The organism is Clostridium sp. AF22-10, assembly GCF_003478725.1.
Taxonomy (GTDB): Bacteria; Bacillota; Clostridia; order Lachnospirales; family Lachnospiraceae; genus Otoolea; species Otoolea fessa.
Map to the genome: position 1 here is coordinate 1 of NZ_QUFZ01000012.1, position 26707 is coordinate 26707.

The 26707-nt window shown below is 49.3% G+C and carries 18 protein-coding genes and 2 pseudogenes; 1 reads left to right on the forward strand and 19 read right to left on the reverse strand.

All coding sequences use genetic code 11. The features are described 5' to 3' along the window. Positions 1–137: 137 nt before the first annotated feature. Positions 138–1202 (reverse strand): aminopeptidase, encoded by a 1065-nt coding sequence (locus tag DWX91_RS09845; RefSeq protein WP_118466978.1) that lies wholly within the window; start codon positions 1200–1202, stop codon positions 138–140. 290 nt (positions 1203–1492) lie between these two features. On the opposite strand from DWX91_RS09845, the gene DWX91_RS09850 reads away from it, so the two are divergent. Next, the gene (locus DWX91_RS09850; RefSeq protein WP_118538721.1) at positions 1493–2404 is read left to right on the forward strand and encodes a LysR family transcriptional regulator; all 912 of its coding nucleotides are present in this window, start codon (positions 1493–1495) and stop codon (positions 2402–2404) included. A 130-nt stretch (positions 2405–2534) separates the two neighbouring features. On the opposite strand, the gene DWX91_RS09855 is transcribed toward DWX91_RS09850, so the two are convergent. The 18 genes and pseudogenes from DWX91_RS09855 to tkt all read right to left on the reverse strand — a co-directional run bounded on the left by DWX91_RS09855 (position 2535) and on the right by tkt (position 26681). Continuing rightward, the gene (locus tag DWX91_RS09855; RefSeq protein WP_118472963.1) at positions 2535–3845 is read right to left on the reverse strand and encodes a cytosine permease; all 1311 of its coding nucleotides are present in this window, start codon (positions 3843–3845) and stop codon (positions 2535–2537) included. Between the two features lie 12 nt (positions 3846–3857). Beyond that, the gene (locus DWX91_RS09860; protein WP_118472964.1) at positions 3858–4622 is read right to left on the reverse strand and encodes a carbon-nitrogen hydrolase family protein; all 765 of its coding nucleotides are present in this window, start codon (positions 4620–4622) and stop codon (positions 3858–3860) included. A gap of 309 nt (positions 4623–4931) precedes the next feature. After that, positions 4932–6245, reverse strand: a complete 1314-nt coding sequence (locus tag DWX91_RS09865) for a M18 family aminopeptidase (protein WP_333549123.1) — start codon at positions 6243–6245, stop codon at positions 4932–4934. Beyond that, positions 6242–7669 (reverse strand): APC family permease, encoded by a 1428-nt coding sequence (locus DWX91_RS09870; RefSeq protein ID WP_107001735.1) that lies wholly within the window; start codon positions 7667–7669, stop codon positions 6242–6244. The genes DWX91_RS09865 and DWX91_RS09870 overlap by 4 nt, the downstream gene beginning before the upstream one ends. A gap of 316 nt (positions 7670–7985) precedes the next feature. After that, positions 7986–9194, reverse strand: coding sequence for a TolC family protein (locus tag DWX91_RS09875; protein ID WP_117796619.1), 1209 nt, complete (start codon positions 9192–9194; stop codon positions 7986–7988). Positions 9195–9315: 121 nt separating this feature from the next. Further along, a complete protein-coding gene (locus DWX91_RS09880) occupies positions 9316–10557 on the reverse strand; it encodes a TolC family protein (RefSeq protein WP_182431333.1) in 1242 nt (413 codons plus the stop codon). A gap of 20 nt (positions 10558–10577) precedes the next feature. Then, on the reverse strand, positions 10578–11219 hold the full coding sequence (locus tag DWX91_RS09885) for a TetR family transcriptional regulator (protein WP_118472966.1): 642 nt from the start codon (positions 11217–11219) through the stop codon (positions 10578–10580). Positions 11220–11307: 88 nt separating this feature from the next. Next, entirely contained in the window at positions 11308–14358 is a 3051-nt protein-coding gene (locus tag DWX91_RS09890; RefSeq protein WP_118472967.1) for an efflux RND transporter permease subunit, read from the reverse strand. Continuing rightward, entirely contained in the window at positions 14355–15476 is a 1122-nt protein-coding gene (locus DWX91_RS09895; protein ID WP_227589701.1) for an efflux RND transporter periplasmic adaptor subunit, read from the reverse strand. The genes DWX91_RS09890 and DWX91_RS09895 overlap by 4 nt, the downstream gene beginning before the upstream one ends. A 302-nt stretch (positions 15477–15778) precedes the next feature. Then, positions 15779–16330: a TetR/AcrR family transcriptional regulator gene (locus DWX91_RS09900; RefSeq protein WP_182431334.1), complete on the reverse strand. Its 552-nt coding sequence runs from the start codon at positions 16328–16330 to the stop codon at positions 15779–15781. A gap of 263 nt (positions 16331–16593) precedes the next feature. Next, complete coding sequence (locus tag DWX91_RS09905) at positions 16594–18273, reverse strand: potassium/proton antiporter (protein WP_117796614.1); 1680 nt, start codon at positions 18271–18273, stop codon at positions 16594–16596. 101 nt (positions 18274–18374) lie between these two features. Next, positions 18375–19655 carry a DUF1576 domain-containing protein gene (locus DWX91_RS09910; RefSeq protein ID WP_107001742.1) on the reverse strand — a complete coding sequence of 427 codons (1281 nt, stop codon included), beginning with the start codon at positions 19653–19655 and terminating at the stop codon, positions 18375–18377. A 196-nt stretch (positions 19656–19851) separates the two neighbouring features. Then, positions 19852–20388 carry a shikimate kinase gene (locus tag DWX91_RS09915; protein WP_118472969.1) on the reverse strand — a complete coding sequence of 179 codons (537 nt, stop codon included), beginning with the start codon at positions 20386–20388 and terminating at the stop codon, positions 19852–19854. Next, positions 20378–21070, reverse strand: coding sequence for a flavin reductase family protein (locus DWX91_RS09920; protein ID WP_118472970.1), 693 nt, complete (start codon positions 21068–21070; stop codon positions 20378–20380). The genes DWX91_RS09915 and DWX91_RS09920 overlap by 11 nt, the downstream gene beginning before the upstream one ends. A gap of 12 nt (positions 21071–21082) precedes the next feature. Beyond that, positions 21083–21358: a type II toxin-antitoxin system HicB family antitoxin gene (locus tag DWX91_RS09925; RefSeq protein ID WP_118293722.1), complete on the reverse strand. Its 276-nt coding sequence runs from the start codon at positions 21356–21358 to the stop codon at positions 21083–21085. A gap of 94 nt (positions 21359–21452) precedes the next feature. Further along, positions 21453–23116, reverse strand: a pseudogene (locus tag DWX91_RS09930) (putative manganese-dependent inorganic diphosphatase). A 406-nt stretch (positions 23117–23522) separates the two neighbouring features. Further along, complete coding sequence (locus DWX91_RS09935) at positions 23523–24467, reverse strand: ROK family glucokinase (protein ID WP_107001744.1); 945 nt, start codon at positions 24465–24467, stop codon at positions 23523–23525. 229 nt (positions 24468–24696) lie between these two features. Beyond that, positions 24697–26681, reverse strand: a pseudogene (tkt, locus tag DWX91_RS09940) (transketolase). Positions 26682–26707 lie beyond the last annotated feature (26 nt).

A 26707-nucleotide genomic window follows, 5' to 3' on the forward strand; every position in this document is an offset into this window, starting at 1 on the left:
TCTCTGTATAATAAGATTTTTACTAACCTGCCAGTCAGTAGTCTTATTGTACTCTGAGGTATTTTCAATTTTCAACGTCTACGCTTTTTATTATACAGGAAGCTCCTTTCCTCTGTTATAAGGTTAATGACTATGGATTAATATCCTTCAACTCCCATCTGCTTGCAGATTTCAGCAAGTTGCGGATCCACATATTTTCCGTTTTCCTCAATTGTCACGCCATCTACGATAATTGTAGGTTTCGATACTACACCGTCTGTGTGAGAAGCTGCTGTCCAGTAGCTTCCGCGAATCATTTTACCCTGACTTCCAATACCAAATTCCATGCATCCAAAAATTCGTTCATCTTCTACGATACGTCCGGTTGGTTTCATAACGCCCGGATTGAATCCGAGTGAATAGTGTGCCAAACGGAACATATTCGGATCGTTGAACGAATGCAGCCATGCGCTGAAACGTTCGGCCTCTTTTCCGCCTTCAATCTTAGTTACACGTCCATTTTCCAAGGTGAGTTTCACATTTTCAGAAATTGCACCCATGTCGGTCGGCGGGAAAATCGCAACATCGAATACAAGGGTTCCATTAATCGTTTCCTCTATTGGACACCAGCTAATCTGGCCAGCCATCATGAACGGATACCCCTTAAAGGTTGCCAGCTGACCGGAGTGACGAACTTTTCTTCCCTCATTTTGGGCTGTTAAATAAGTTCCATTATTATCTTTAATGATAATATCGTTTCCTGCCTCTAATTTAGCCTTTAAAGCCTCTCCCAGCTCTACTACCTTGTTAACATCGACTCTTCCGATACAATTCACGATCATGGTTGCATCCATACCGGTAAGATTAATGTAACGGCAGCCAAAATCAATTGCTCTCTTCCATGCATCACTCAGGAAGATGGAACCGTATGATAACTCAATCCAGACATCGGAAACAGCAACTGCATTTCCAAGCGGAGCCGCCGGTTCTGAATAGGTACTTAAATTGGTCGGTGCGAAAACAAGCAGCGGATTGGCTCCAACAGTATAAGCTGCGCTCATGAGAGCTTCCAGTACACGTTTATCCGTAGAGGTATCTCCGGTAATTACTACGTTCTCTCCCGGCTGCACCAGCATAACATCGTGCACCAACTTGTACGCAGCCTTACTGACCTCATACGATAAATAGTCTTTCGACATCTCAATTCCAATCGGGTATTCCATAGTTCCTCCTTTCCCTAACATTCATAATTTTAAGTATACTATTTTGAAATTCGCGAAAAATATTTTTCTTTGTCTTGATCTTAGCATATAAATCAAATAAAATGAAATTATGTTATTTTATAAAGTGATAAATCTGTATTATACAGACTGTAGTCTGAATTTTGGTCTACAAATTCAAGAATACCCAGGTATTCTTGCTACTAGATGTGCGTTATTTCATATCTGATATAGCCCGCCACCCACGAAATCGCCTTATACAGATATTCACGCAGAAAGGAGAGAGTATATCTGTGTTAAATTATAAGCTCAGTACCTTTTTAGAGCTCTGTGAAACGAAAAATTATACCAAAACCGCTGAAAAGCTTCATATGACTCAACCAGCCGTAACTCAGCACATCAAATATCTGGAACAGTATTACGGAACAAAACTATTTTATTATGATGAGAAAAAAAGACTTCACCTAACCGATCAAGGACGTCTCCTCCGCTCATATGCCCAATCTGTACAGGCTGATTCAGAAATCATAAAAAACCGGCTTTCTGTCCCCATCAACGAACCTGACATTTTCAAACTAGGTTCCCTGACCGGATTCGGAGAAACATTTGCTGCAAAAGTAATGGGAAAATATCTGGACAAATACCCTGAAAAAAAGGTCAGCATCTATATGGGAGAATCTGATGACTTGTTAGTTCAATTAGCAAACGGAAGAATCCAGGCTTGTATTGTGGATACCTACTGTCCACCGGAAGAATATGAATGTCACGAATTATTCGAGTCTGAAACCATCTGCATCTGCGCTCCCACTCATCCGCTGGCCGGAAAAACCGTAGATTTTAAAGAATTACATCCCTATCGGTTGATTTTCAGAGAAGAAGGTTCAAAATCCTATCTCAATCTGCGTTCTATTCTTCACGGTTACAATCAGGACATACATAATTTCGCCTCTTTTGTAGAAGTCGGAACCATCAATACCGTTCATAATCTTGTCATTGAAAATGTTGGTCTCTCATTTGTATACAAGTTTGTCGTACAGAAAAAACTGGATCGCGGTGTTATGAGCCAAATTTTTATTAACGATTTTAAAAGCAAAACCTTCATTAACTATGTATGGATGAAGAACAGCTTTTTCGCTGAAAAAAACAGGGAATTCCTGGATATATGCAAACATTATCTTGCCAGTCTGGGAGATCTGAATTTATAAGAAGAAATGTGCCATGGCACATAGAACGAGGTTTCCTATGGCAAAACAGCCGCTCCGCAATCTTATTGATCGCGAAGCGGCTGTCGACACTTATGTATAAGCTTTTCATACTTCTATTGCATATCTTAACTTAATTAATTCCCTCTGTAAATTTATCAGGTGCTACCTTTGCCTTCACCTTCATTATTACATAATAGGTAATACCGGTTATAATCAGAGATTGTGCCGGCGGAATTCCAATTACTACAACATAGGTTGTAATATAGCCAACTGCAATTCCCACAATCATTGCAATTGTAGCCATAAAATTCCATCCCTGCTTATCTTCCCACACTCCCTTTCTGAGGAAGAAATCAACAAACATAACCCCTGCAATGGCCGGATAAAGAAGAGCAGCCAGACTAAGCAGTTTCTGTAAATTTTCCAGAATACCCGTAAAACAAAGAAGAAGTGATAAAAATGTACCTGCGGCCGTTACAATCGCTCTTCCTTTATTTGTTTTTATATTCAGCATATTGGAGAAAGAAAGTCCCATTGTATAGTTATTTACAAGCTGACTGGTCCAGGCAGCAAGCCAAAGAACAATAAATCCCCAGATAGGAAATCCTAAGTTTTCCATAACTGCAACAATATCTGCAGTTCCATTTCCTGCTCCCATGATGGCACCAATAAAAAGAAGCGGAATACCAATTGCAACAATTCCAATCGGTATTAAAATATTATCCTTCCAACACGGTTTTGCATATCTTGTATAATCAGCAGAAATAACAAACTGCGATACATTCATGCCAAGTATCATCGTCACACCGGCAGCAAATGAAATCTCACCGCTTCCTTTGTAACTAATAATGTTCGACCATCCAATGTTCTTTAATGCCAGGTAAATACCAACAATGCACAGAAGAATTCCACCAGGAACCGCAAAATAATCCGTCCATTTCATAGATGAATATCCAATAACAGAAGGAATTGCGAACAATATTCCTGCGACAATGGTGGTAATCATCCAGGCAGTTCGATTAACTGTATAGTCAATTCCCAAAACTGCACAAAACGCATTGCCTGTTACCGATGTCTGAACGGCCCACCAGCCCATACTGATAACACCGATAACTAGCGCGATAATAAATTTTGCCTGTTTGTCGCCAAATCCTTGTTTTGCAATTACGGAAGAGGAAAGACCTGTTTTGGCTCCCATATATCCACTGATAGCATTTCCTACCCATGTTAAGCATATGAAAGTGAACAGTACAACCGGTATGATTCCTTTTAAGCCAAATGCGCCTATTAATGTAGAACCTATCATCAACAAGGTAACACTGAATTCAAGGCCTCCGAAAATAAATGCCGGTGCTGTCCAATGCTGCCGTTGATTTAGCGGTACCGGGGTCATCGGATCATCTATAATCACCGTTTTTTCTTTTTCTAATTCTTTTCCCATACAATCTCCTTCCTATATTTTGTTATAAACTTCTTCACGTCTCATTAATCTCCACGGGATGGTTTCTTTCGCTTTCTCCAAACATTCCTTTTTGAGCACAACACGTGTGTAGGATTCTTCTGATGTGCATAATCTGGCAAGCGTTGTTCCATCCGGATTCGAAACAGTTGTATTACCACAATACTCCACGTCCCCGGATGCCCTGTTTAATCCAACCGTATAAACCTGGTTTTCTGCTGCTCTTATACTGCTGCATCCGGAAAACAGGTAATCCCAACCCGGATTCCACGCGCTCGGATACATAATCACATCTGCGTTCTTTTTTAATGCTAAAGATTTTGCCAATTCTGAGAATCCAAAATCTGCACAAATTAACAATCCAATTGTCCAGCCTTTAAACGAAACCGTAACCAGCTCTTCTCCTTTCGCAAAAAAATCATTTTCCTTATCCCATAAATGAATTTTTTTGTACTCTCCCAAAAGTGTTCCTGTTCCATCCCAAATACAGGCAACATCATAATGCTGGTTTCCCTCTTTTTTATTAATTCCGGCCATGATTGCTATCTTATATTTACTGGCAAGCTCTGAGAAAAAAAGTGCTTCCCTATCTGAAATTATGGCCTTTTCAAAATTGTATCCGCTGATACAAAGTTCCGGAAAGCAAAGAAGATCTATGTCGTCAGAAGAATGGTTTCTAACAAGTTCTTCTATATGAGCACAGTTTTTTTCGATATTTCCTTCCTGGATAGATAATTGAATAATTCCTAGCTTTAACATATGTCCTCCTTTTTAAACTTACTTTTTTTCAATTTAATCCAAATATTCGATCCTTTTCTCCTTTCATTTTCATACTTACTCACGAAATTACGTTTCTTTTCTTGATTTTATCACGCAAATCAAACAAAATAAAATCATATTATTTTATAAAGTAATAAATCGTCATTATACCGACTATAGTCTGAATTCAAGTCTGTCGTCATTTAGATATAAAAATATAGTAAAAGCCCCGGAGTTTTGTGATTCCGGAGCTTTTACTATATTTTGATACCGGATTGCTATGTGCTTCGCACTTTCGCAATCCTAAAACTATTCAAACATTGCGCTCTCAGCGCCTTCAATCTGAAGATTGGTCTGATAGAATTTGGTCAGAGCACTGATTGCATACTCCACATCCTTCACACCGGCTGTCTCGTAGCAGGAGTGCATACCAAGCTGCGGAAGACCGATATCTACCGCATGGACGCTGACCTGTGTATTGGACAGATTGCCCAGTGTGGAACCGCCTGCGCTGTCACTGCGGTTTGCAAACACCTGAACCGGAACACCTGCCTCATTGCAGACATTCGTAAATACCGCACGGCTGAATGCGTCCGTGGTGTATTTCTGGTTCGCGCTCTCCTTGATGACGATACCTTTGTTCATCCAGGAGCAGTTGACTGCATCCGTCTTCTCCCCGTGGTTCGGGTGAACGGCGTGTGCGTTGTCGCAGCTTACGAGGAAAGAACCGGCAACTGCCTGATAATAGTCCTCCGGTGTCTTGCCAAGTGCGCCGTTGATGCGGTGCAGGACATCCTGTAAGAAGGTGGACATCGCTCCCTGCTTCGTATTGGAACCAACTTCCTCATTGTCGAAGCAGCAGTATACGCTGACATCGCGCTCATTCTTCGCCTCCAGGAATGCTTTCAGGGAAACGTAAGCGCACTGTAAGTCGTCCAGTTTCGGACTGGAAATGAACTCGTCCGCATACCCCCAGATCGTACCCGGCTGGCGGTTTACAAGGAAGAGATCCTTTCCTAAAATATCCTCCGCTGCCACACCAAGCTCTTTCGCAATCATCGCGTCAAACGCGCCTTTTTTCAGCTCACCAGCGGAGAACAGCGGGCATAAATCAACCTGACGGTTGTATTTGTATCCATTGTTCACCTCACGGTTGAAATGAATCGCTACGTTCGGAATGATGAACAGATCTTTATCGATGTACAGAAGTCTCGCGCTCACGCCCTGACCGTCCTTTACCAGCACACGGCCTGCGACAGTCAGAGGGCGGTCAAACCATGTGCTGTCGATCATGCCGCCGTATGCTTCTACATCGAGACGCAGATACTCGCCCGGACCATTTAACTCCGGTACATTCTTGATCTTGTAAGTCGGTGAATCACTGTGGGAGGCGCACATCTGGAAATGGTAATCGCCCAGTTCCTTTCCGACGCGGAACGCAATGATACTGGAATGGTTGCGGATCGTGTAATACGTTCCACCCTGCTTCACGTCCCAGCAAGTTCTCTCCGGCAGATAGGTAAAACCTGCCTCATCCAGCATTCCCTTGATCGTCTCAATCGAATGAAACATACTCGGGCTGTTCTCAATAAAAGTCAATAATTCCTTCGCAGCATTCATCATGCAGACTTCCCTTCTCTCTTCTTAATCGCCGGTAAAATCAGTCCCAGTGCTACCAGAACGACTGGTGTGATGACATTCAGCATGGTTGTGTACAGATCACCCTGTTTGTACATACCTAATAAGCAGCAGGCTGCGGTCAGGATAAAGCACCATGCGCCAAAGCCCAGTGCCACTCCGTTGTTCTTCACAAAACGATACTCGCGCTCAAACTTATCTGAATGTTTGCGAAGCATGAAGTACGCAAAGAATACCCACAGATAACGCATCGGCATGGTAACCGAATTAAGCTGTGTCAGCTGGCGCAGAACCGTATCCGCATTCGGAACCAGAACCTGAGCCAGAATGATGGAACCGGACAGGATGACTACCATCCAGATACCATTGACGTAAGCGCCAAATTTGTTTTTCTTTAAGAGCTTGGTCGGGATGAACTGACGCGCATCCTCGTTGTCAAGCAGCATACGAAGCGGTGCATCGATGCTGACTACCAGCGTCGAGAACTGGCCGATCGCGTTGCAGGCTGCATAAATGATCATAATCAGGTTTCCAACGCCGTAATACTCACCCAGTTTCTGGAATGCCCAGTACTGTCCATTCGCATTGTAAGAGTCAAAATTAGCCTCAACCAAGGATACATCGAACATCATACCCATCGCGATTGTACCGAAGATCGCGCAGACGATTACCATGATCGCTGCAAAAATCATACTCTTCGGGAATCCCTTGGACGGATCCTCTACCTTGTTTACATATGGGGAGATCTTCTCACAGCCGCCGACTGCAAATACAAGGATGGACAAGCTGCTGAAATACTTCCAATCAAAATGCGGAATCAGGTTTTTCAAGCTGAAATCCACCGACAGGTAACCACCGTTCGGATTGATGACCGGTGCAGCAAACATCAGCAGAATGTACAGGATACTCATGACAAACATACTGGTTCCCGCCAGGGTAGCCAGTTTCTTTAACGGGTTTAAGCCGCGGCTTGCAACCCAGCAGAAGAACAGCAGTACCGCAAAGGTAACTAACTGAACCGCTTTCGTGTTAAAGGACGCATACTTCTCTGCGTTCTGGAAAATCATCCAACTCAGCGCTTTCAGACCGCCGGATCCCTTCGATGCGATGTAGGTGACATGGCAAGCCCAGTAGGTCCAACCTGCGTAGTATGCAGCCTTCGCGCCGGTTGTCTCATGAATCCAGGAGCTGACACCGCCGCCCGAATTCTTAAATGCGGAACCAAGCTCTCCGACCATCAGTGCGTACGGTACAAAGTACAGTGCGAACATCAGAATCCAGGAGAAGATAACCTGTGTTCCATTGAAGTATACGAAACCATTTAAAACGTTTCCAAATCCCCAGAGGGTGGAGAAACACATAAAGGAAAGCATATACCACTTGATTTTGTTTTGTTGTGATTTGTTCATATCTTATTTTCTCTCCTTACTGAAAGTATCTTTTTTATTCTCTCATATGCTGCGTTAATTGTCAAAAGTATTTTTTTATTAACCCAGTATTTTCCAGTCCGAATCGGTAGTATTCTGTAGTTTGTGGCTACTTTTTGTTAAATCCATACAATATGCACCTATTTTTTCCCCAAAAAAAGCGGCGATTCGAAAGAAAACGCCGCTTTTTGCCTCTTGTTTTATAAATATTTTATTATATCATTTTCGATATACACAGCTCCTCCAGCGCCACGTTAACCCCCGCGCAGAGGAAGTGCCAGAGACTTAACTTCTGTCCCTACTTCATGTAACCTTTCAGCGCCCACTCATACGTCTCGATCGCCTGCTGCAGGTTCATGTTAGCTGTCTCTTTGTCGATCTGTTTCTCCAGGAAGGAAACTTCCTCGCTCTTGTACTCCAGCTGGGTCGCCATGCCAAGCTCCAGCTTCTTCTGCATCGCATTCATCGTCTGCGTCTCTGCTGCCAGGGACGCATCGGCAAGCTGCAGGGCTGTCTGCTTCTGCATGATGTCGTTGTAGAGTGTCTGCATACCGGAGCGGATCGTCTGCTCCTGGTTCTTGATGGTGCGGTCCATGTTTTTCTTATCAGCTGAACCTTCTGCCATATTGGCATAGCCGCGCTTATTGGACTGTAAGGACAGGTTCTGTTCGAGCGCCGTCTGTGTGTCCGCCGCCAGGTTCATTGCCGCGATCCGTCCAAGATCCGCCTGCGGCAGATCCTGGATATCCGGTTCCGCGTCATAGGTCCAGCCGGTCTGGACGCAGAGCTGCTGGTGCTGGGTCTGAAGCCCCGCTTTCGTCTGTGTCAATGTGGATTGAAGCGACTGCAGCGATTTCTGTGCATTTAACACATCAATCTGGGTCGCCTGACCGAGCTGCTGGCGTTTCTGAGTCATCTGCAGTGTCAGTTCCTGCAGTTCCAGCGATTTCTCCATCAGCGGAATTGTCTTTTTGACCTGATTATACGCCGCAAACGCTGCCTCTACCTGTACCACGACCGCATCCTGGCTATTCATATAGTCCAGACGGTCCATCTCGCTGTCACGGTAGGAGGCATCGGCCGACTGCTGCGTTTTTAATGCATTCTGCTCGACCATCGCCGATGCAGACATCAGGCTGGCATACGCACTTGCCATGCCCGGCACTGCCAGATAATCCTCAATCTGGTCTGCCTGATCCCGCAGGTTATCCGCGCTGTCATACAGGTCATTTGCCTGATTGTACTGCTTATCCTGCACTTCCTTCGCATTCTTTGTATCGCGTCCTGCCTGATAGGTTGTCTGGTTGTTTAAATACGTCGGGTTGTACTCCTGTACCAGATACGGCAGCTCGCTGTATTCCATCACATTGTCCTGAAGCTTCGCCCATGTATCCGCATCGTAGGCGAACTGCGGGCTGGCAGCCAGCGCCGCAAATGATCCCTGCAATACCAGAACCGCTGCTGCCGCTGCGCTCAGAAGCGCCGTTTTCCTTCTTCTATGTTTCATTTCCGGTTCCTACTTCCTTTCTGTTACCACCATGTTATCCTACGGCACTTTCTGTTCCAAAAGTGCCTACCCGTGAATAGCAACCTGTTCACACCTTAAGTAAACTGCCATTCCTGACGGATTAATTCGTCACAATCAGACCTTTCACAGCCCACTCGTAGTTTTCCACCGCTTTGGTATATTCCAGTTCCGCGCTCTTATACGACGCCACGCTGCTGAGCCAGGAGCACTCAAGCCCCAAATAATTGGCTCTTGAGAGCATTCCCAGTGCGTTCTGGCGCTTTGCCGCCTCGTAGCTCTGCGCTGCCGCCTGATATCCAGCCGTCGCACTGTCATACGCCTGTTTCTTTGATACCACCGCCGCATAGAGGTTCTGAACCGTGATCGTCACCGAATCCTCGGTATAGGCGACGTTTCGCTTCTTGACTGTGCGGTTGGAAGACCCTTCCGCTTTCGCAGCACGCACAGACATCAAATCATAATTTGCGCTGACTGCCGCCTGTGTATCGGCTGCCAGATCCATCGCCGCAAGGCGGGTGGCATCCGGAACCGGCACATCCGCAAAGGTTACCGGCGCATCCGCGTCAAATCCAAGCAGCATCAAAATATTCTGCTTGAGCTGCAGTGCCCCATTCTCTGCCTGCTGGGCGCTGGAATTGGCCTGCTGCAGCGCCTTCTGCGCCGTCAGGACCTCCTGCGCGGAAGCACGGCCGAGCGCCTGCATCTTCTGTGCGGCATCCGCATTTACCTGGCACATTTCCACATTCTTTTTCGCTGTTTCCACCTGCGGGAGCAGTTCCTCATACTGGATGAGCAAGTTCTGCACCGCCTTGACTAACTTATTCTTTGTCTGACGCAGGGTCCGGGCATAGGTGCCGGAAAGCTCCTTGTTCGTAAGCTTTGCCCCCTGTTTGCGCAGCTCTCTCGCTGCCGCCTTGTAGCCCTCAAACAGCTCTCTCGTCTCCGCATCCATATCGTCGGACTTCAGGTCCATCGCATCTTCCATGAGGGCGCTCGCCTCTGCCGCCAGGGCAGTTCCCGCCGACTGGCTGGTCGTCTGGCTGTAGAGCTGGGAACGCAGGTTTAAGTACGTGCTGTTGTACCCCTCGATTCGCCATGCGATCTCGCCATATTCCAGCGTCCCGTCCTCAAGCTGCTCTTTGGTGTACGGGGAAGTCTCCTCCTCCATCTCGGTATTGCCGCCCGTCAGCACCGGACCGGTCGCATCGTCACCGATCCGCGCATCTGAGCCGATCCCCGGTGTTTTAGCCGCATATGCCGGCATCGTCATAGCCGTGCTGACTAACGCCGCCTGTAAAAGAATGGCAAACAGTTTCTTCCTGTTTTTCTTCATCTTACTCATCTTCATTTCCTTTCGGCGCTCTACGCGCCTGCTCCCGATTCTATCCCGGCGCCCCGTTTCAGGATGCCGAGCGTCCGGACAAACCGTTCCCGGATACGGTTTTCCGGGACTCCGTCGTGAAAGCTCTTGATCTCCATCGCGATCGACATCATCGCCATGCGAAAAAAGCTCATATATTCCTCCCAGCCCATCTTCCGCAGGGATTTTCCCACGCACGCCTCATAAGCGGCGCGCTCCAGCCTGCGTCCGCGCACGGCGCGCGGGCTGTCCAGGTCATAATTGAATATATCGAAGGTCAGCGCCTCCCGACTGCTGCACTCCATGATGTTGCGGATGAAATCCGCGCGTTTCTGGTCGCGGCACAGGGCGAGTGACCCATTTAAGGACTGGTCAAGCATCTCCCAGATGTCCCCCTGCGCCGCTTCGAGGCAGCGCTCGCCGCATTCATAAAATTCATTGATAAAGCTCTCACACAGATATCCTAAAACATCCCATTTACTGTCAAAATACGTATAAAAACTGCCCCGGGAGATCCCGGCATCTTCTATCATACGGTTGAGCGATGCTTTTTCTATCGTTGTCCGCGTATATTCAGCCATACACGCGTCCCGGATTTTCTTCTGTTTTTCCTCCGGCAATCGCTTAAATCGTTCCGACGGCATCTTCTTCTCCCCCTTTTTCTATCCGTACAGGCAGCTTCCCCGCCCCGGGTCCGCCGCCTGACAGATTCACTGCTTAACCTGCTTTTCCTTAGTCGCAGTCCAGCTTATCATACTCATCTTCTTTGCCTTTTCCCATGTTATAAACCACCCGGTAGAAGGACGGAAGCAGTACCAGCGTCAGGATCGTCGCCGCAACCAGACCGCCGACGTTTACAAGCGCTAAGCCCTGCATCATCTTGCCCGCCTTACCAAATGCCAGACAGTTCGGGATCATCGCAATGATGGTCGTCAGTGTCGTCATGCAGATTGGGCGTACACGGATCGCACCGGCTTCTACCAGCGCCTCGTCTAACGGCATCTCCATCCGCAGCTGGTTCACCGTATCCACGTATAAAATACCGTTGTTTACAACCGTACCGACCAGCATCAGGAAACCAAGCATGGAGTTCATACTGATCGGGCAGTCCGCCAGAAACAGGAATCCAAAGGAACCGATCAAACTGAACGGGATCGTTGCCATAACCATCAGGGAGAATTTCGGGGACTCAAACTGGATCGCCATGACAATGAAAATCAGAAAGATCGCTGTGACAAGCGCCATTCCCAACGCGGAAAGCTCCTCGCCCATCGACTCATCCAGGCTATTGGTCGCCATCTCAACGCCGTACGGGAATTCCCAGTTCTGCACGAAGCTCTTGACATCTTTTTCAGCCGTCTTCTTATAATCTGCCTGTGCCTGCATCGTGATCGATACCTGGTACTGTTTCTCTTTTCGTGAAATCTCCTGTGGGCTATCCTGGTAGTAGATCTCTGCCAGATCCTCCAGCGGAAGCGTATTACCCGTCGCCGTCGTGATCATCATGCCCTGCAGTTTCGCGATGGAATCGTAGCGATCCGGCGCAAATTCTACCTTCACGTCCTGATCATTGCCGTTGACGGAGATCGTCGCCGCTTTCACACCGCTTAAATTACTGTATACCATCGAACCGATGCTGGCCGGGGTCAGTCCCTCTGCCTCTGCCTTAACCGGATCCACATTTACCTTGATAACCGGCGCCGCATTCTCAACAGAAGAATGTACCTGCATAACATCCTCGCGCTTGCGAAGCTCCGTTACCAGATCATCCGCTGCCTTCTTTAGGGTGTCGTAATCGGTACTCTGCAGATCCACCTCAATTGAATCACCGCTGCTCATGCTGCTGCTCATACTGCTGCTGCCCTGTTCCAAGGTAATGGTCGCATCAACGTAGTTCTGTGTCGCATATCTCCACTTCTCGATAACCTCGTCCGTGGAAAGTTTTCTCTTATCTTTTAAGTAGGCATTCAGCGTCACATCACTTCCGGAAGTCATGCTGACACCACTGTTTCCATATGTCATCAGGTAATGATCCACATCCTCGTCTGTCTCTACCATATTTTCCAGATCGAGCACAGTGTCACGGATCGCCGATACCGAATAACCCGGTTTCGTCTTGATCGTCATCGTGACGATACCTTCATCGATCGAAGACATCAGCTCCAGGTTCAGTCTGGACGCCATGAGGATGGACAGGACAACCAGCACTGCAGTCGTTCCGAATACAAGCGCATAGCGCTTGATGACATGCGGCATATGCTTGCGATACCAGCCCTGGATGCCTTTGATGATACGTCCTGCCGGCGCATGATCCTTCTCAACCGGATGCCAGAACATATAGCAGAGCGGCACGATGATGACTGCTGAGAATAAGGAAGCCGTCATACAGAAAATGATCGTGTACCCGAGCTGTGTAAAGAGCTGTCCAGACATACCATTTAACATCAGAAGCGGAATAAATACAACACAGGTTGTCAGCGTACCGCCGGTGATCGAGCCGATCATCGTGCGCGTACCTTCCAGCGCCGCATCATAGAAATCCAGTTTTTCCTTTGCCCGGAAACATCCGTCGAGGACGTTGATCGAGTTATCAACCATCATACCTACACCGAGAACGAGCGACGTCAGGGAAATAATATTCATTGAGAATCCCATCGCCGCCATACAAATGATCGCCAATACAACGGAGATCGGAATGGACGTACCTACGATGACCGACGCACGCAAATCGCCATAGAATAAGAACAGAATGATCATGGACAGGATGATCGCCAGGATCAGGGTCTGGATTACGCTGCTTAAAGACTGTTTCAGCGTGTCACTGGCATCATCTACCACGGTGATTTTAAGACCCGGATACTGCTGTTCAATTTCCTGCACCTTCTTGGTTACCTGGTTGGAAACCTCGATCGCGGTGGAACTCTGCTGTTTTTTGATTCCCAGGGAGATAACATCTTCGCCATTGTAACGTCCGATCGAGCTTGCATCCTCCAGCGCCTCATAGACATTTGCGATATCAGAAAGATGGATCGTCTCACCGTTTGCCAGCGGAAGTACGACATTTTTCAGACTTTCCGTGCTCTTAAATTCGTTGCCGACACTGACGTCGAGATCCTGTTTTCCAACCCGGACATCGCCCGCCGGGATCGTGAAATCGGCGGCACCGACTAACTGTGCAACCGTATTCATATTCAGGTGGTACTGTGCCAGTTTTTCCGGAATCAGTTCCACGCGGGTGTAGCTATCCTGACCGCCGGCAATCGAAACCTCGCCGACCGAGCTTAATTTCTCAAACTCAGGAACAATTTTGTCATCTACATATGTATAAAGGTTCTGATCAGCGTCGCCGCTGACTGCCAGCGTAACCGTCGCCATCGAGTTGATATCCAGCTCCATGATATTCGGATCGTTGGCATCGTCCGGCAGATCGCTCTGAATGCCATCTATCGCCTTTTTCAGGTTAATGTATGCGGTATCCATGTTGGTACCGTACTCATACTGGACAATGACGATCGATACATTTTCACGGGAAATGGACTGTACCTTATCGACCGAGTCCAATGATGTGATCGCATCTTCTTCTTTCTTGGTAACCAGATCGGTTACGTCCTCCGGGCTGGCTCCCGGATACACCGTAGCGATGATTAACATCGGCATCTCCATCTCTGGCGTCAGTTCCAGCTTCATGCCCATGACGGACTGAAGGCCGAAGTACGCGATGGTAATCAGACAGAGAATGATGGTAACCGGACGCCGCAGTGCGAGTTTTGTCAGTCGAATCATTCTTTGTCACCTGCCTCTGTCGTCTCCGCTGCTGTCTCATTGTTTCCGTCTGTCTGCGCGCCATCGGTATCCTGTGCTAACAGGACTTCTCCCTGATCCACCAGCTCGTTGCTCCAGCTCACGATGACCTGGCTGTCACTCGTCAGACCCGATTTTACTTCCATATTTTCATCGTCATAGATACCTGCTTCGATCTCGGTCTTCTCCGCTTTTCCATCCTCATAGAGATATACAAACGGGGCACCGTTGTCATAGCTGACTGCATCGACCGGAACGGTCAGCACCTGGCTGACATGGTCCATGATAACCGTCATTTTTACGCGAGAACCATTCGTAAGACCTGCTGCATCCGGCACCATCGCACGCGCGTCATAAAGGCCGCTGCTCTCGTTGACCATAGATCCGATTTCGGTTACAGTACCGGTGTAATCCGCACCATTTTTCTCCAGCGTCACGCTGTCGCCCAACTCCATCGTCTGGTGGATCTTCTCGGTGATGCCGAATTTAACCTGTAACTGGCTGGCACCGGAGATCGTGCAGATCTCGCCTGCCGGAGATACATGATCATGCGGCTCGACGCTCCGGGACTCGATCACACCGTCGATCGGCGCCGTCACGGTCGTGTATTTCACCTGCAGATCGTACTGGTTCTTCGCAGATTCATAGGAAATCTTCGCATTCTGTGCGCTGTTTTGTGCCTGCTCCATCGCCTCCTGGGAGACAAAACCATCAGCAAAGAGCGCCTGGGTACGGCTTAAATTGCTGTCCGCATTCTTTAAGGCAACGGAAGCCGCATCCACCTGTAGCTTTAACGCTGTCAACGCGTCGGAATCGATCTTGCACAGCGCCTGCCCTGCCTGGACCGTATCGCCCGCCTGGAAGTAAACCTCCAGCACCTCGCCGCTCATCTTCGGCATGACGCTCGCGCGGGACTGCGGCTCTACCAGTCCGGTCAGATCCGTGTACAAGCTGATGTCCTGACGAACCGGATTTTCTACTCTTACGGTTGGACGGGATTCATATTCCACCGCCGTATTCTTATGACCGCATCGGGACAAAACGACAGCGCCAACAACTACAATCGCAGCCAGCGCCAGAATCTTTCCTCTTTTTTTCATAATTTCCTCCATCTATGCTTGTTCTTGGTAAAAATTTTTCTCAGTCTATATTTTACTCATCTCGTATACACTTTGCCACTCCCAAGTTCGGACAGGTGTGTACACAAATTCGCCAAAATGTATCTATCCATGTTCATCTTTTTTTCATGGCACCCGAATTCTCCTGCCGCTGACCGTTTTTTCCGGGTACATGACAGCAAAAACGCAGAAAAAACCAACCAAATACCGCTGATTCCTCCTGCGTTTCCTTGTTCCATTTTCTAATTGATAATAATTCTCAAACATGCCGGAAAACTGATTTCCTAACGATTCCGCGTAGGGTCGCACCCGGTGCATTTGCGGATCACGCTCATGAACGTGGCGACGCGCTCCTTCACATCCGCCTCATTCTTAAACGGCGCATCAAACGCAACTCCCATAACCGAGAAAATGATGATCTGCACCGCCATCGCCGCCTCCGACATCGTCAGGTTCTTAAACATACCCATCCGTTCCAGATGGTTATAAAAATACTGGTACACCTTTTCTCCCATCTGACGGCGCAGGGCCATGAACTGTACCGACTCGGACAATGCCCGGATATGCTTCTGATTTTCCATGATATACATATACAGCTGTGTCAGCGCCTTCTCCGGATCTGTCTGGCTCATCGTCTCTTCCATGACGCGCTTCATCTCGCGTTCCATCCGGTATTCCATCAAATCATATATATCTTTAAAGTAATAATAAAATGTTTTTCTTGTGATCCGGCTCCGCTCGACCAGCGCCGTGACCGTGATCTTCTCGACCGGTCTCTCCGACTCCAGCTCGATATAAGCCTCTACAATCCGTTCCTTCGTATTTCCCTGCTGCATACTCTTTTCCTCCGGCAAACCGTTGTTGTTTAAGTATAGTTTATAATTCAACAAACTGCAAGTATTGCCTGAAATTTCCATGTTCCTGCGATGAATCGTTACTGTTCACGCATGCGTGCCCAGTAACGGAATTTGCCGTGGCTTCGCATTCAAATACGGCAAATTCCTGCTGCCACCACGTTTTCTTACGGCACTTTCGGTTCCAAAAGTGCCTACCCGTGAACAGTAACGATGAATCCACGTTACTGTTCACGCAAACGTGCTTATTTGTGGACAGCAGCCGATACGGACGGTCCGCTTTCGTGCTTCACACGCCCTTCCACCTGCGGCAGTTTCTGCGAGTATACAACCACCCGGTCGCCTTCCAGTATCTGCGTACCGCCGTCTGGAATGACGATCTGGCTGCCCCGCTTTATCATCACAATGATCGTATTCTTATAGAAGCGCGCCTCCGCGATCTTCTTACCACACCAGCGGTGATCGGGTGTCATCAGAATCTCTTTTAAAAGGATTCCCTGGCTGTCCGTAAAGCCCTCTGCACCCAAGACGACGGTATCCCCTTCCAGAATTACAGTCTGCCCTTTGGGCACAATCGTCTGCGCGCCGCGCCGGATCACTGTGATTAACATACCCGGAAGCATCTCAATCTCACAGATTTTACGGTTTTTCCACGGATGATTGTCCCCGATCGGAAGCTGCACGAACTGAATCTGCATATCGCCCGTATAGTCTGAGAACGTCCGCATGACATCGGTCGAGTTGTCGATCATGTCGCATTTTTCTGCCACCTTCGGAAGCAGCGAACCCTGAAAAATGATGGAAAATAAAACAACGCAGAACACGATGTGGAATATATCATATTTCATATATCCCTCACTGAGCGTCGCCATGATCGCAAATACGATTGACGCCGCACCGCGCAGACCCGCCCAGGAAATAACCAGATACTGCCCGATCGGCGGTTTCGACGGTGCGAGCAGCAAGCCAACCGCCGCCGGACGCGCCACAAATGTTAAAAACAATGCGATTGCGATCGCCGGAAGCACGATCGACGGCATCTGCGAGGGAAACGCCAGAAGTCCCAGTAAGAAAAACAGAAGCATCTGCATCATGCCGGTAAACGCATCAAAGAAGCCAACCAGCGCTTTCTGGTTCTTCAGCTCCTGATTTCCAAGGATAATACCGGTCAGATACACGCTTAGGTAGCCATTTCCGCCAATCTGGGATGCAAGCGCGTAGGAAATGATTGCCGCCGCAAAGACAAAGATCGTGTCAAATCCCTCGCCATAAAAGGCATACCGCTTTAAAAGCCATGTCACCAGCCACGCGACCGCCGCGCCGGTCAAAAGCCCAAATGCGAGCTGGCGGATCAAAAGCAGAACCGCCGAACCGCCGCTCACACTCCCCGTCATCGCAGACAGCAGAATCACCGTCATCATGTACGCAAACGGGTCGTTGCTTCCGCTCTCTAACTCCAGCATGGATGCCGTGCCGTATTTGAGGTTCAGCTTGCGCGAACGCAGGATCGAGAACACGGATGCCGCATCGGTCGATCCAAGAACTGCGCCGAGAAGCATTCCTTCCATCAATGCCATCTTAAGCACCAGATGACAAAACAGCCCGGTCAAAAACGCCGTCAGCACTACACCCGCCGAGGATAACAAAATCGACCGCCCCGCGACCGGCTTCGCCTCACTCCAGCGCGTGCCGAACCCGCCGTAAAACATAATAAAAATCAGTGCCACCGAGCAGACCTGTTCCGCCAGTGCAAAATTGCCGAATGGAATCTTAAAAATACCGTCCGATCCAAACAGCATTCCCAGCATAATAAAAATAAACAACGTCGGCACCCCCAGCCGCCCCGAAAGACGGCTTCCCGCGATGCAGACAAGGATAATAATCGCTACGACCAGAAGCGCAAATGAAGTTGAAATATGTATCATTCCTTTCTATGTTTAGTAGGTATCATAAATGTGGTGTTTTTATAATGATACAATATCTCTATGCCTCTTTCGTGTTAAGATTCCATTAAAAAGAGGAAATCTTACAGCGACAGATCTCCCTTCGCCCGCGCCCTCCGGTCGCGGATCGACTGGATCACCGGCACCAGGAACATTGCGACGATACCGCCCGCAAATCCATTGTTATAGAGGTTCATGCCCCCATACACGATCCCGACATTGAGCGCCACCGACGCGTGCAGAAAACCGGCTAACACGCCGCATAAAATTCCAAACTCTCCGGCGATCGGCGCCAGCGTCGTGGAAAAGAGCAGCGCCAGAAGTGCCGACGGATTCGTGATATCCCACGCCCGGACGGTACTCGCAATGCAGACGCCCGCCATGATCGGGAAAATATTCCGCAAATGTTTTCCAGTCGCACTGAATCCAACGATGGTAAAGATTCCGCCGATCGTCGGTCCATTTAGGTTTCCGCCGACTGCCAGCACAAAGAAGGTCGCAAACAGACCATTGAGTCCCATGTTGAGAAGCGTCACCGCACCGCCCAATTCCAGCAGGTAATCGGTACCGCCGATTCCCGTTGTCGCAAGGAGTTTTTCATAGCCTAAAAGCGTATCTTTTCCGCGCCACAGCACTGCCACCACCGACATGCCTGCAAACAGGACAAATAGCAGCCCTAAAAGCATCGCATCATTGCCGGAGGACCAGATAAGACGCGCCTCCGTCTCAATTCCAAAGGACTTAAACGTGGAGACCAGGACCGTCGCAATGATACCAGAGGCAAATCCCACATTATAAAGGGAATATCCCTTATGGGCATAGTGGGAATGCGTCGCGAGCGGTGGAAGCACGAATCCGATACAGATTCCCACCAGAATCGTCACACAGAAGCGCTGCCAGAGCGGCAGCTCCACCACGTGCATCAGCTGTGTGATGATCGGAGACAGGCTCGTTCCGTAGATGCCGACATAAATATAGTTGGATAAGTGCATTTTATGATATTTTGCATAGAGAAATACACCCAGAAAAATCGCCCAGATATTCATCAGATTTTTTCCGAACAAAGAGAATCCAAACATCAGACAGCAGGATGTGATCGTATGCCCGTCCATCTCCATCCCAAGACTATAGACAAAGTAGATGCTGATAAGCGCCATCATCCCGGCATTGACAAACGCGGCTCCCATGCCGCCGACCGCAATATAATCGGTGATCAGGAAATCCGGTTCCCTTATGATTTCATAGATACCAGTCACAATGGAGTCAAACGGCTGTATAATCAGCCCCACTGAAATGAAATAGATCGGAATCAGTGCCAGAAGAAAGAATTTCATCTCTCTGGACAGAGATTTCACTGTAGTCATATACGCACACCTTTCAAAAAAGGGATGCAAAAAAGATTCCGCATCTTTGCACCCCCGACTGTTAACATTCTATAAAAATGGTTACTATTCTATTGTATTGGATTTTCAACTGTTTTGCAACTGATTTTTTTCTCACTGTAACCCGTTATGAAACCCGTCCGACAGAACCGGCTGCCCCCATTCTCATGTGAAATTGTTACTCTTCCTCCGGCGCACTTCCCAGCACATAACCGCGCTCTTCCAATATTTCGCGCAGCTCATCAACCACCGCCCCCAGCTCTTTACCTTCCTCGTCGATCGTGATGTCCGCGTATTTCTCAAAATACGAGATCCTCTCATGGTAGAGATCCAGAAGTGTCATGCCGTCTTTCAGCGCCACGCCGCGGTCCTTGACATCGCCGACGCGTTTTACCAGCTCGTCATAGGTAATTTTCAGATAGACAACCAGTCCGATGGATTTTAAATGTTCCATCGCTTCCTTTCCGTAGATCACGCTGCCACCCGGTGCGATGATCGCCTGCTCGGCTTTTACCCCCGCGTTGACGCGGTTCTCCACATCGAGAAATCCGTCCAGCCCCTGTTCTTCGATAATCTCGCGCAGACGCTTACCTTCCTGTTCCTGAATCAGCAGATCCACATCTATAAAGGAATAGCCCAGTCTCTTTGCTAAAAGCACTCCGACCGTGCTCTTTCCTGCGGACGGCATACCAATCAAGGTTACATTATTTTTCATCTTTGGCACCTCTTTTTTTCTTTACACTCCATCCAAATGTTCCAAGAAGCTCTGAAAGCCCATAGTAGCCGCCATGTGAATACACAATCGGTTCCGCCTTTGCAAGCTCCAGGCCGCCGCGCTCGTTGAGCCACTGCTCGTCCACGCTGACCCCCGTCACCTCTGCCAAAAACATATGATGCGACCCCAGTTCCTTAACTTCGGTCACCCGGCACTCGATCGCGACCGGGCTTTCGGCGATCACCGGCGCTTTCACCGTCTGCGCCGGAACCGGCGTGAGCCCTGTCTCCTTCCATTTATCCACATTCCTGCCGGAGCGGACGCCGCAGTAATCGGTCGCATATGCCATCGACTCCGTCGCCAGGTTGATGACAAATTCACCGCTCTCCCGCAGCATATGGTAGGAATAGCGCTCCGGGCGCACCGAAATGTACGCCATCGGCGGGTTCGTACAGATCGTGCCCGTCCAGGCAATCGTGATGATATTGCTGTTTCCTTCGGAGTCCGCCACTGTCACCAGCACCGCCGGAACCGGATAAATCATATTGCCCGGCTTCCAGTGGGCGCGCGGTCCCGGAGTGTTCCGGGTCTCCACCCGTTTTTCCAACTGTCCTTCCGGGTTCTGCCTTGCTCCTCCCCGGCGCCGCTCTTTTGGCTTTCCAGCCGCTCTCTTCTGTGCCATCCCTATATCTCCTTAATCATTGTCCGGGAGAAGTTTGATCCGGACCATGATCTGTTTCACCATGCTTCCCTCCGGCAGGCTCATATCATCAATATGCGTCTGTGCCGGCAGATCGCCCTCTTCCTCCAGTTCCAGGCTGATCCAGTTGTACGCTGCATCCCGCGCATTTTCCACCGCATCCTCCAGATCCGGACCTTCTGCCTCGCAGCACTCCAAATCCGGAAAATATGCGTCATACCCTTTTCCATCTTTCTTAGGCGTAAAAACCGCCGGATATACAAATGTCATGGTATCCTTCCTTTCCGTCCGACCTTCCTGCCCTGCACGAACTATCACTGGATTTTCCGTATGGAACAATCCCGCCCGCGCACCGTCACCTGATTTACTGCTCCAATGTCACAGTCAGTGCCGGAATCAGCTGTTTCTTTCTGGAAACAACGCCCGGCAGTGTTGCCGTCTGCTTCAGCTCTTCATTTGCGTCGCCTACGTGGAACGCGTCTGCCACAACCTGTGCCGCCCCCTGTCCAACACAGAGAAGTTCGGTCGTCTCCGTCAGAATATTCGTCAGCATGAAGAAGATCATATCCAGACCTTCGTCCTCACGCGCCTTCTCCATAAACGGCAGCATACGGTTCTTCAGCTTTCCAAGCTCCTCTGCATTCAGGGAGTTGATCTGACCGACGCCGAAGTTTGTCTTTCCAGCTGAGAATTTCTTGAAATCCAGATACAGAATCTCCGCATCACTCTTGCCCTTTAACTCGCTGCCTGCCTCAAACATCTGATTTGCGAACTCATCCAGCTTGATGCCTGCCATCTCAGCCAGAGAAACCGCTGCCGCCCGATCCATCGGTGTGCAGGTCGGGGAACGGAACAGAAGCGTGTCGGAGATGATCGCACTGCAGAGCAGACCCGCGATAGTCTTGTCGATCTCCAGCCCCTGTTCACGGTACATCTGGAAGATGATCGTTGCCGTACAGCCCAGCGGCTGGTTACGGAAGAATACCGGTCCGACTGTCTCCACAGTACCCAGACGATGGTGGTCAATCAGCTCCAGGATATTGGCATTCTCGATGCCGTCTACCGCCTGGCCGCGCTCATTGTGATCGACCAGAATCACGTTCTTGCCGCGCGCACCCAGTAAATTACGGCGGGAAATCAGGCCTTTGTATTTGCCTTCTTTATCGAGTACCGGGAAATGACGGAAACGCTTGCTTGCCATCACATCCTTAATATCATCGATGAAATCATCTGTATCGAAGGTGATCAGCTTCTCAGTCTTCATGAAATAGCTGATCGGCATACTCTGGTTAATGAGACGGGCTGCCGTGTAGGTATCATACGGAGTTGTGATGACGGTACAGCCGCGCTCCTGTGCCAGTTTTTTGATCGTCATGGAAACGCCAGCGCCCTCACACACGATAATACAGCTTGCACCCATCTCGATCGCGCACAGCTGCGACTCATAGCGGTTGCCGAGGATAACCAGGTCGTTCTCTTCAATATAATATTCCATCATATCCGGATTAGCTGCCGCAATCAGGACTTTTCCTTTATCAAAGTACGCTTTCTCATCGCCAACAAAAATCGCGCCCTCCAGGGTCTCGATGATATTTGCATACTGGGTGCATGCCTTGGAAAGAATGCTGCTGTCGTATACATTCATATAAGAACGGGTGATATCGCCGACTGTGATCAGACCTTCCAGTATATTCTTATCGGTAACAGCCGGAAGTGTTACCAGACCGTCCTCCTGCATCAGGTTCCATGCTTTTCTCAGGGAAATATTCTTGGAAACACCTGGAGTCTCGCGGATCTCAACATCCTTGACCTGCGTTTTAACGGATTTAATCAGTTTCGGCACATCTACCTTAAAGTAATCCAATACGAGGTCGTCTCCGGGTTCAGTTCTCCAGCACGGCACGGTACATATTCGCCGCCCGTCTGAAGTGTTTTGAAATTCGCATAGCCGATTGCAGAACAAATCGAATCCGTATCCGGGTTTTTATGTCCAATTACAATCGTTTTCTTTGCTTTTTCTGCTGCCATTTTTTCCTCCTGATTCGCACCGTGCGCTGCAAATTCTGCCATTTTTCTTTCTATCCTCTGTTTTGATAGAGAAACCTCTGATTCATGAAACTTTTTTGTACAAAATCGCCAATTTTCATAATCTGTTTACACGGTGTTCATATTTTATTCATATCTTATTTTTATACTAAAAGCATAAAAGATTTCACTTTTCAAATTTGTTTTATAGTGATTTTGCACATAGATTTTTCATAATTGCCCCGGATGCTTGACCGCTCCGGGGTCTCCTCTTGTCTACAGCATTTTTCGGCATATCTGAACGTTTTTCTATCCCTATTTTCTTCAAACGTCCAGCCCCTTTACCCTGCACTCTGTCACTCAAAACAAGGCGTCTAATCGTAACTGTTCAGCACCTTCACAGTTACGCCTAATCTAAGATCAGTCTCGCCGCCCCATAGATACCTGCGTCATTTCCCAATGTTGCCAGGCGAACCTCGCCCTTATTCTCAGAGATCGGGGTCAATTCACGGTAATAGCGGTCAATCCAATCCGTTAAAAAAGTCCCCGCCTTTGACACGCCGCCTCCGATGACAAAAATCTCCGGATCCACGGTCATCGAAATAGTCGCCAGCGCCCATCCGAGATAATAGCACACGGTGTCCATAACCTCCAGCGCCAGTGCATCCCCGGCTTTTGCCGCATCCAGCACATCTTTTGCGGTGATCGCATCACCGTAGGCACGCATCACCGACGCATCCGGCTTTGCCGCCATCTTCCGCCTCGCTTCCCTGGCGATACCGGTCGCGGACGCTACCTGTTCCAGACAGCCGTGTCCGCCGCAGTTGCAGGTTTCTTTCTCGCCCTCGCGGATATGGATATGACCGATCTCGCCGCCCAGTCCGTGGCGTCCTGCAACGATCTTCTGATCGTGTACCACGCCGCCGCCGACACCGGTTCCCAGCGTCACCATCACGATATCATGGCAGCCCTTGCCGCCGCCCTGCCACATCTCGCCGAGCGCCGCCACATTAGCATCATTACCGGAGCGGACCGGCATTCCATCTAATAACTCACTCAAAATCTTCTGCGGGTTCAGATCGCGCCATCCCAAGTTGACGCAGACCTCCACATAGCCGTCCGGCTGCACCGGACCCGGAAATCCCATACCTGCGCCGATCACGGCGTCCATCGGGATTCCCTGCTCGTTCAATTTCTTCCTGATCGAAGCGGCTACATCCGGAAGAATGTACGCCCCATTCTCTTCCTTGCGGCTCGGAACCTCCCACTTATAAACAAGCGTTCCGTCCGTCTCAAAAATACCAATCTTAACCGTCGTTCCGCCGACGTCTATCCCAATACATTTTTTTTCCATGTCTGGATCCCTTCCCTTACGGCTGCACCGGCAGCCTTTCTTCTATGCCCTCATCTTTTTTCTGCGCTGGCTCTTATTATACGCAATGCATCCCCGTTTTGCAAGGTTTGGAAAGCAAAATACACCTGCCTGCCGGAGAAAGGCGCATTTCTGCTTAAGCGGTACCGCATTCTTTTCTGCCGACAGACAGGTGCCTGTCTTTTATCTTATTTTTTTACCAAAATCAGCATTATTTCAGGCTCTTAGCCACCTCTACCACATGCTCAACGGTAAAGCCGAACTTCTTGAACAGAAGCCCTGCCGGTGCGCTGGCGCCGAAACTTTCCATCGCGATGATCTTGCCGTCTAAGCCGGTGTACTTGTCCCAGCCGAAGCTCCAAGCGCCTCTACTGCTACACGGCGGCGTACTTCTCTCGGAAGTACGGACTCCTTGTACTCCTCGCTCTGCTCCTCGAACAGATCCATACACGGCATGGAGACAACGCGGACTTTCTGACCTTCTGCTGCCAGAGTCTCTTTTGCATGAACCGCCAGAGCTACCTCGGAACCGCTGGCAATCAGAATTAACTCCGGTGTGCCTTCGCAGTCGTCGATGATGTAGCCGCCCTTTAATGCCTCACGGCTGCTGCCTGCCATCGGCTCCAGATTCTGTCTGGTCAGCACCAGTGCGGTCGGTGTGTGCTCGGAAGTAACAGCACTGTACCAAGCTGCCTCTGTCTCGGTCGCATCGCACGGGCGGAATACATGGAAGTTCGGCATCGCACGCAGCGCTGCCATCTGCTCGATCGGCTCATGGGTCGGTCCATCCTCACCAACGCCGATACTGTCATGCGTAAATACATAGGTCAGCGGCACGCCCATCAGTGCAGACAGTCTTGCCATCGGTTTGCAGTAATCACTGAATACAAAGAAGGTCGATACATACGCACGCAGACCGCCGTGCAGCATGATGCCATTTCCGATCGCTGCCATCGCAAGCTCGCGGACACCGAAGTGCAGGTTACGTCCAGCTCTGTCCTCCTTGGAGAAGTCGCCCGCATCCTTCATGTTAGTCTTGTTGGACGGTGCTAGGTCAGCAGAACCGCCAAACAGGTTCGGCAGAACATCCTTGATGTAGTTGATCAGGCGTCCGGAGATCGCACGGCTTGCTTCCGGTTTCTCCTGTTTTGCCCAGAATCCGGCGTCATCTTTCAGCGCCTCGCCCGCCTTTGCATTGTGATACTGGTTCCAGAGCGCTTCCATCTCCGGATATTCCTCGCAGTAAGCGGCAAACATCACGTTCCATGCAGCTTCTACCTCTGCCTTCTGCTCTGCGATCTCGGAGTAGTTTTTGTATACCTCTTCCGGTACGAAGAACGGCTCTTCGCTCGGCCAGTTTAAGTTCTTTCTGAGTGCTTCCACATTCTCCACGCCCAGCGGCTCGCCGTGTGCGCTCGCCTTGCCCTGTTTTGCCGGGCAGCCGAAGCCGATCTGCGTCTTGATGGTGATAAAGGACGGATGCTCGGTATCTGCCTTTGCAGCCTCGATCGCCTTGCCGATCGCGTCGATATCATTGCCGTCTTCTACAGTGATCGTCTGGAAACCAAATGCCTGCATACGCTCCTGTACATTCTCACGGAATGCGATGTCGGTGCTTCCCTCGATGGAGATGCGGTTGGAATCATAGAGAACAATCAGCTTGGAAAGTCCCAGGGTACCTGCCAGAGAGAATGCCTCAGAGGAAATGCCTTCCATCATACATCCGTCGCCGCCCAATACATAGGTGTAATGGTCAACTACCGGATAATTTTCTTTGTTGAATACGCTTTCCAGATGTGCCTCAGCCATCGCCATGCCGACTGCCATACCCATACCTGCGCCCAGCGGACCGGTCGTCGCCTCAACGCCAACGGTATGACCATATTCCGGATGTCCCGGAGTCTTGGAATCTAACTGGCGGAAGTTCATCAGATCTTCTTTGGAAAGATTTCCGTAGCCAAACAGGTGCAGCAGAGAGTACAGCAGCATGGAACCATGACCGCCGGATAAGATGAAACGGTCTCTGTTCTCCCACTTCGGGTTAGCTGGGTTATGGTTCATATGATGTGCCCACAGTTCATAAGCCGCTGCTGCACATCCCAGCGGAAGTCCCGGATGACCGGAATTTGCCTTCTGGATTGCGTCTGCGGATAAAATCCGGATCGCGTTTACGGATAATGTGTCAATCTGATTCATAAGTAACCTCCTGCTATGTATCTTAA

Coding starts and splice junctions, on each gene's coding strand:
- DWX91_RS09845 (WP_118466978.1), bottom strand. CDS start 1,202: ATGGAATACCCGATTGGAATTGAGATGTCGAAAGACTATTTATCGTAT.
- DWX91_RS09855 (WP_118472963.1), bottom strand. CDS start 3,845: ATGGGAAAAGAATTAGAAAAAGAAAAAACGGTGATTATAGATGATCCG.
- DWX91_RS09860 (WP_118472964.1), bottom strand. CDS start 4,622: ATGTTAAAGCTAGGAATTATTCAATTATCTATCCAGGAAGGAAATATC.
- DWX91_RS09865 (WP_333549123.1), bottom strand. CDS start 6,245: ATGATGAATGCTGCGAAGGAATTATTGACTTTTATTGAGAACAGCCCG.
- DWX91_RS09870 (WP_107001735.1), bottom strand. CDS start 7,669: ATGAACAAATCACAACAAAACAAAATCAAGTGGTATATGCTTTCCTTT.
- DWX91_RS09875 (WP_117796619.1), bottom strand. CDS start 9,194: ATGAAACATAGAAGAAGGAAAACGGCGCTTCTGAGCGCAGCGGCAGCA.
- DWX91_RS09880 (WP_182431333.1), bottom strand. CDS start 10,557: ATGAGTAAGATGAAGAAAAACAGGAAGAAACTGTTTGCCATTCTTTTA.
- DWX91_RS09885 (WP_118472966.1), bottom strand. CDS start 11,219: ATGCCGTCGGAACGATTTAAGCGATTGCCGGAGGAAAAACAGAAGAAA.
- DWX91_RS09890 (WP_118472967.1), bottom strand. CDS start 14,358: ATGATTCGACTGACAAAACTCGCACTGCGGCGTCCGGTTACCATCATT.
- DWX91_RS09895 (WP_227589701.1), bottom strand. CDS start 15,476: ATGAAAAAAAGAGGAAAGATTCTGGCGCTGGCTGCGATTGTAGTTGTT.
- DWX91_RS09900 (WP_182431334.1), bottom strand. CDS start 16,330: ATGCAGCAGGGAAATACGAAGGAACGGATTGTAGAGGCTTATATCGAG.
- DWX91_RS09905 (WP_117796614.1), bottom strand. CDS start 18,273: ATGATACATATTTCAACTTCATTTGCGCTTCTGGTCGTAGCGATTATT.
- DWX91_RS09910 (WP_107001742.1), bottom strand. CDS start 19,655: ATGACTACAGTGAAATCTCTGTCCAGAGAGATGAAATTCTTTCTTCTG.
- DWX91_RS09915 (WP_118472969.1), bottom strand. CDS start 20,388: ATGAAAAATAATGTAACCTTGATTGGTATGCCGTCCGCAGGAAAGAGC.
- DWX91_RS09920 (WP_118472970.1), bottom strand. CDS start 21,070: ATGGCACAGAAGAGAGCGGCTGGAAAGCCAAAAGAGCGGCGCCGGGGA.
- DWX91_RS09925 (WP_118293722.1), bottom strand. CDS start 21,358: ATGACATTTGTATATCCGGCGGTTTTTACGCCTAAGAAAGATGGAAAA.
- DWX91_RS09935 (WP_107001744.1), bottom strand. CDS start 24,467: ATGGAAAAAAAATGTATTGGGATAGACGTCGGCGGAACGACGGTTAAG.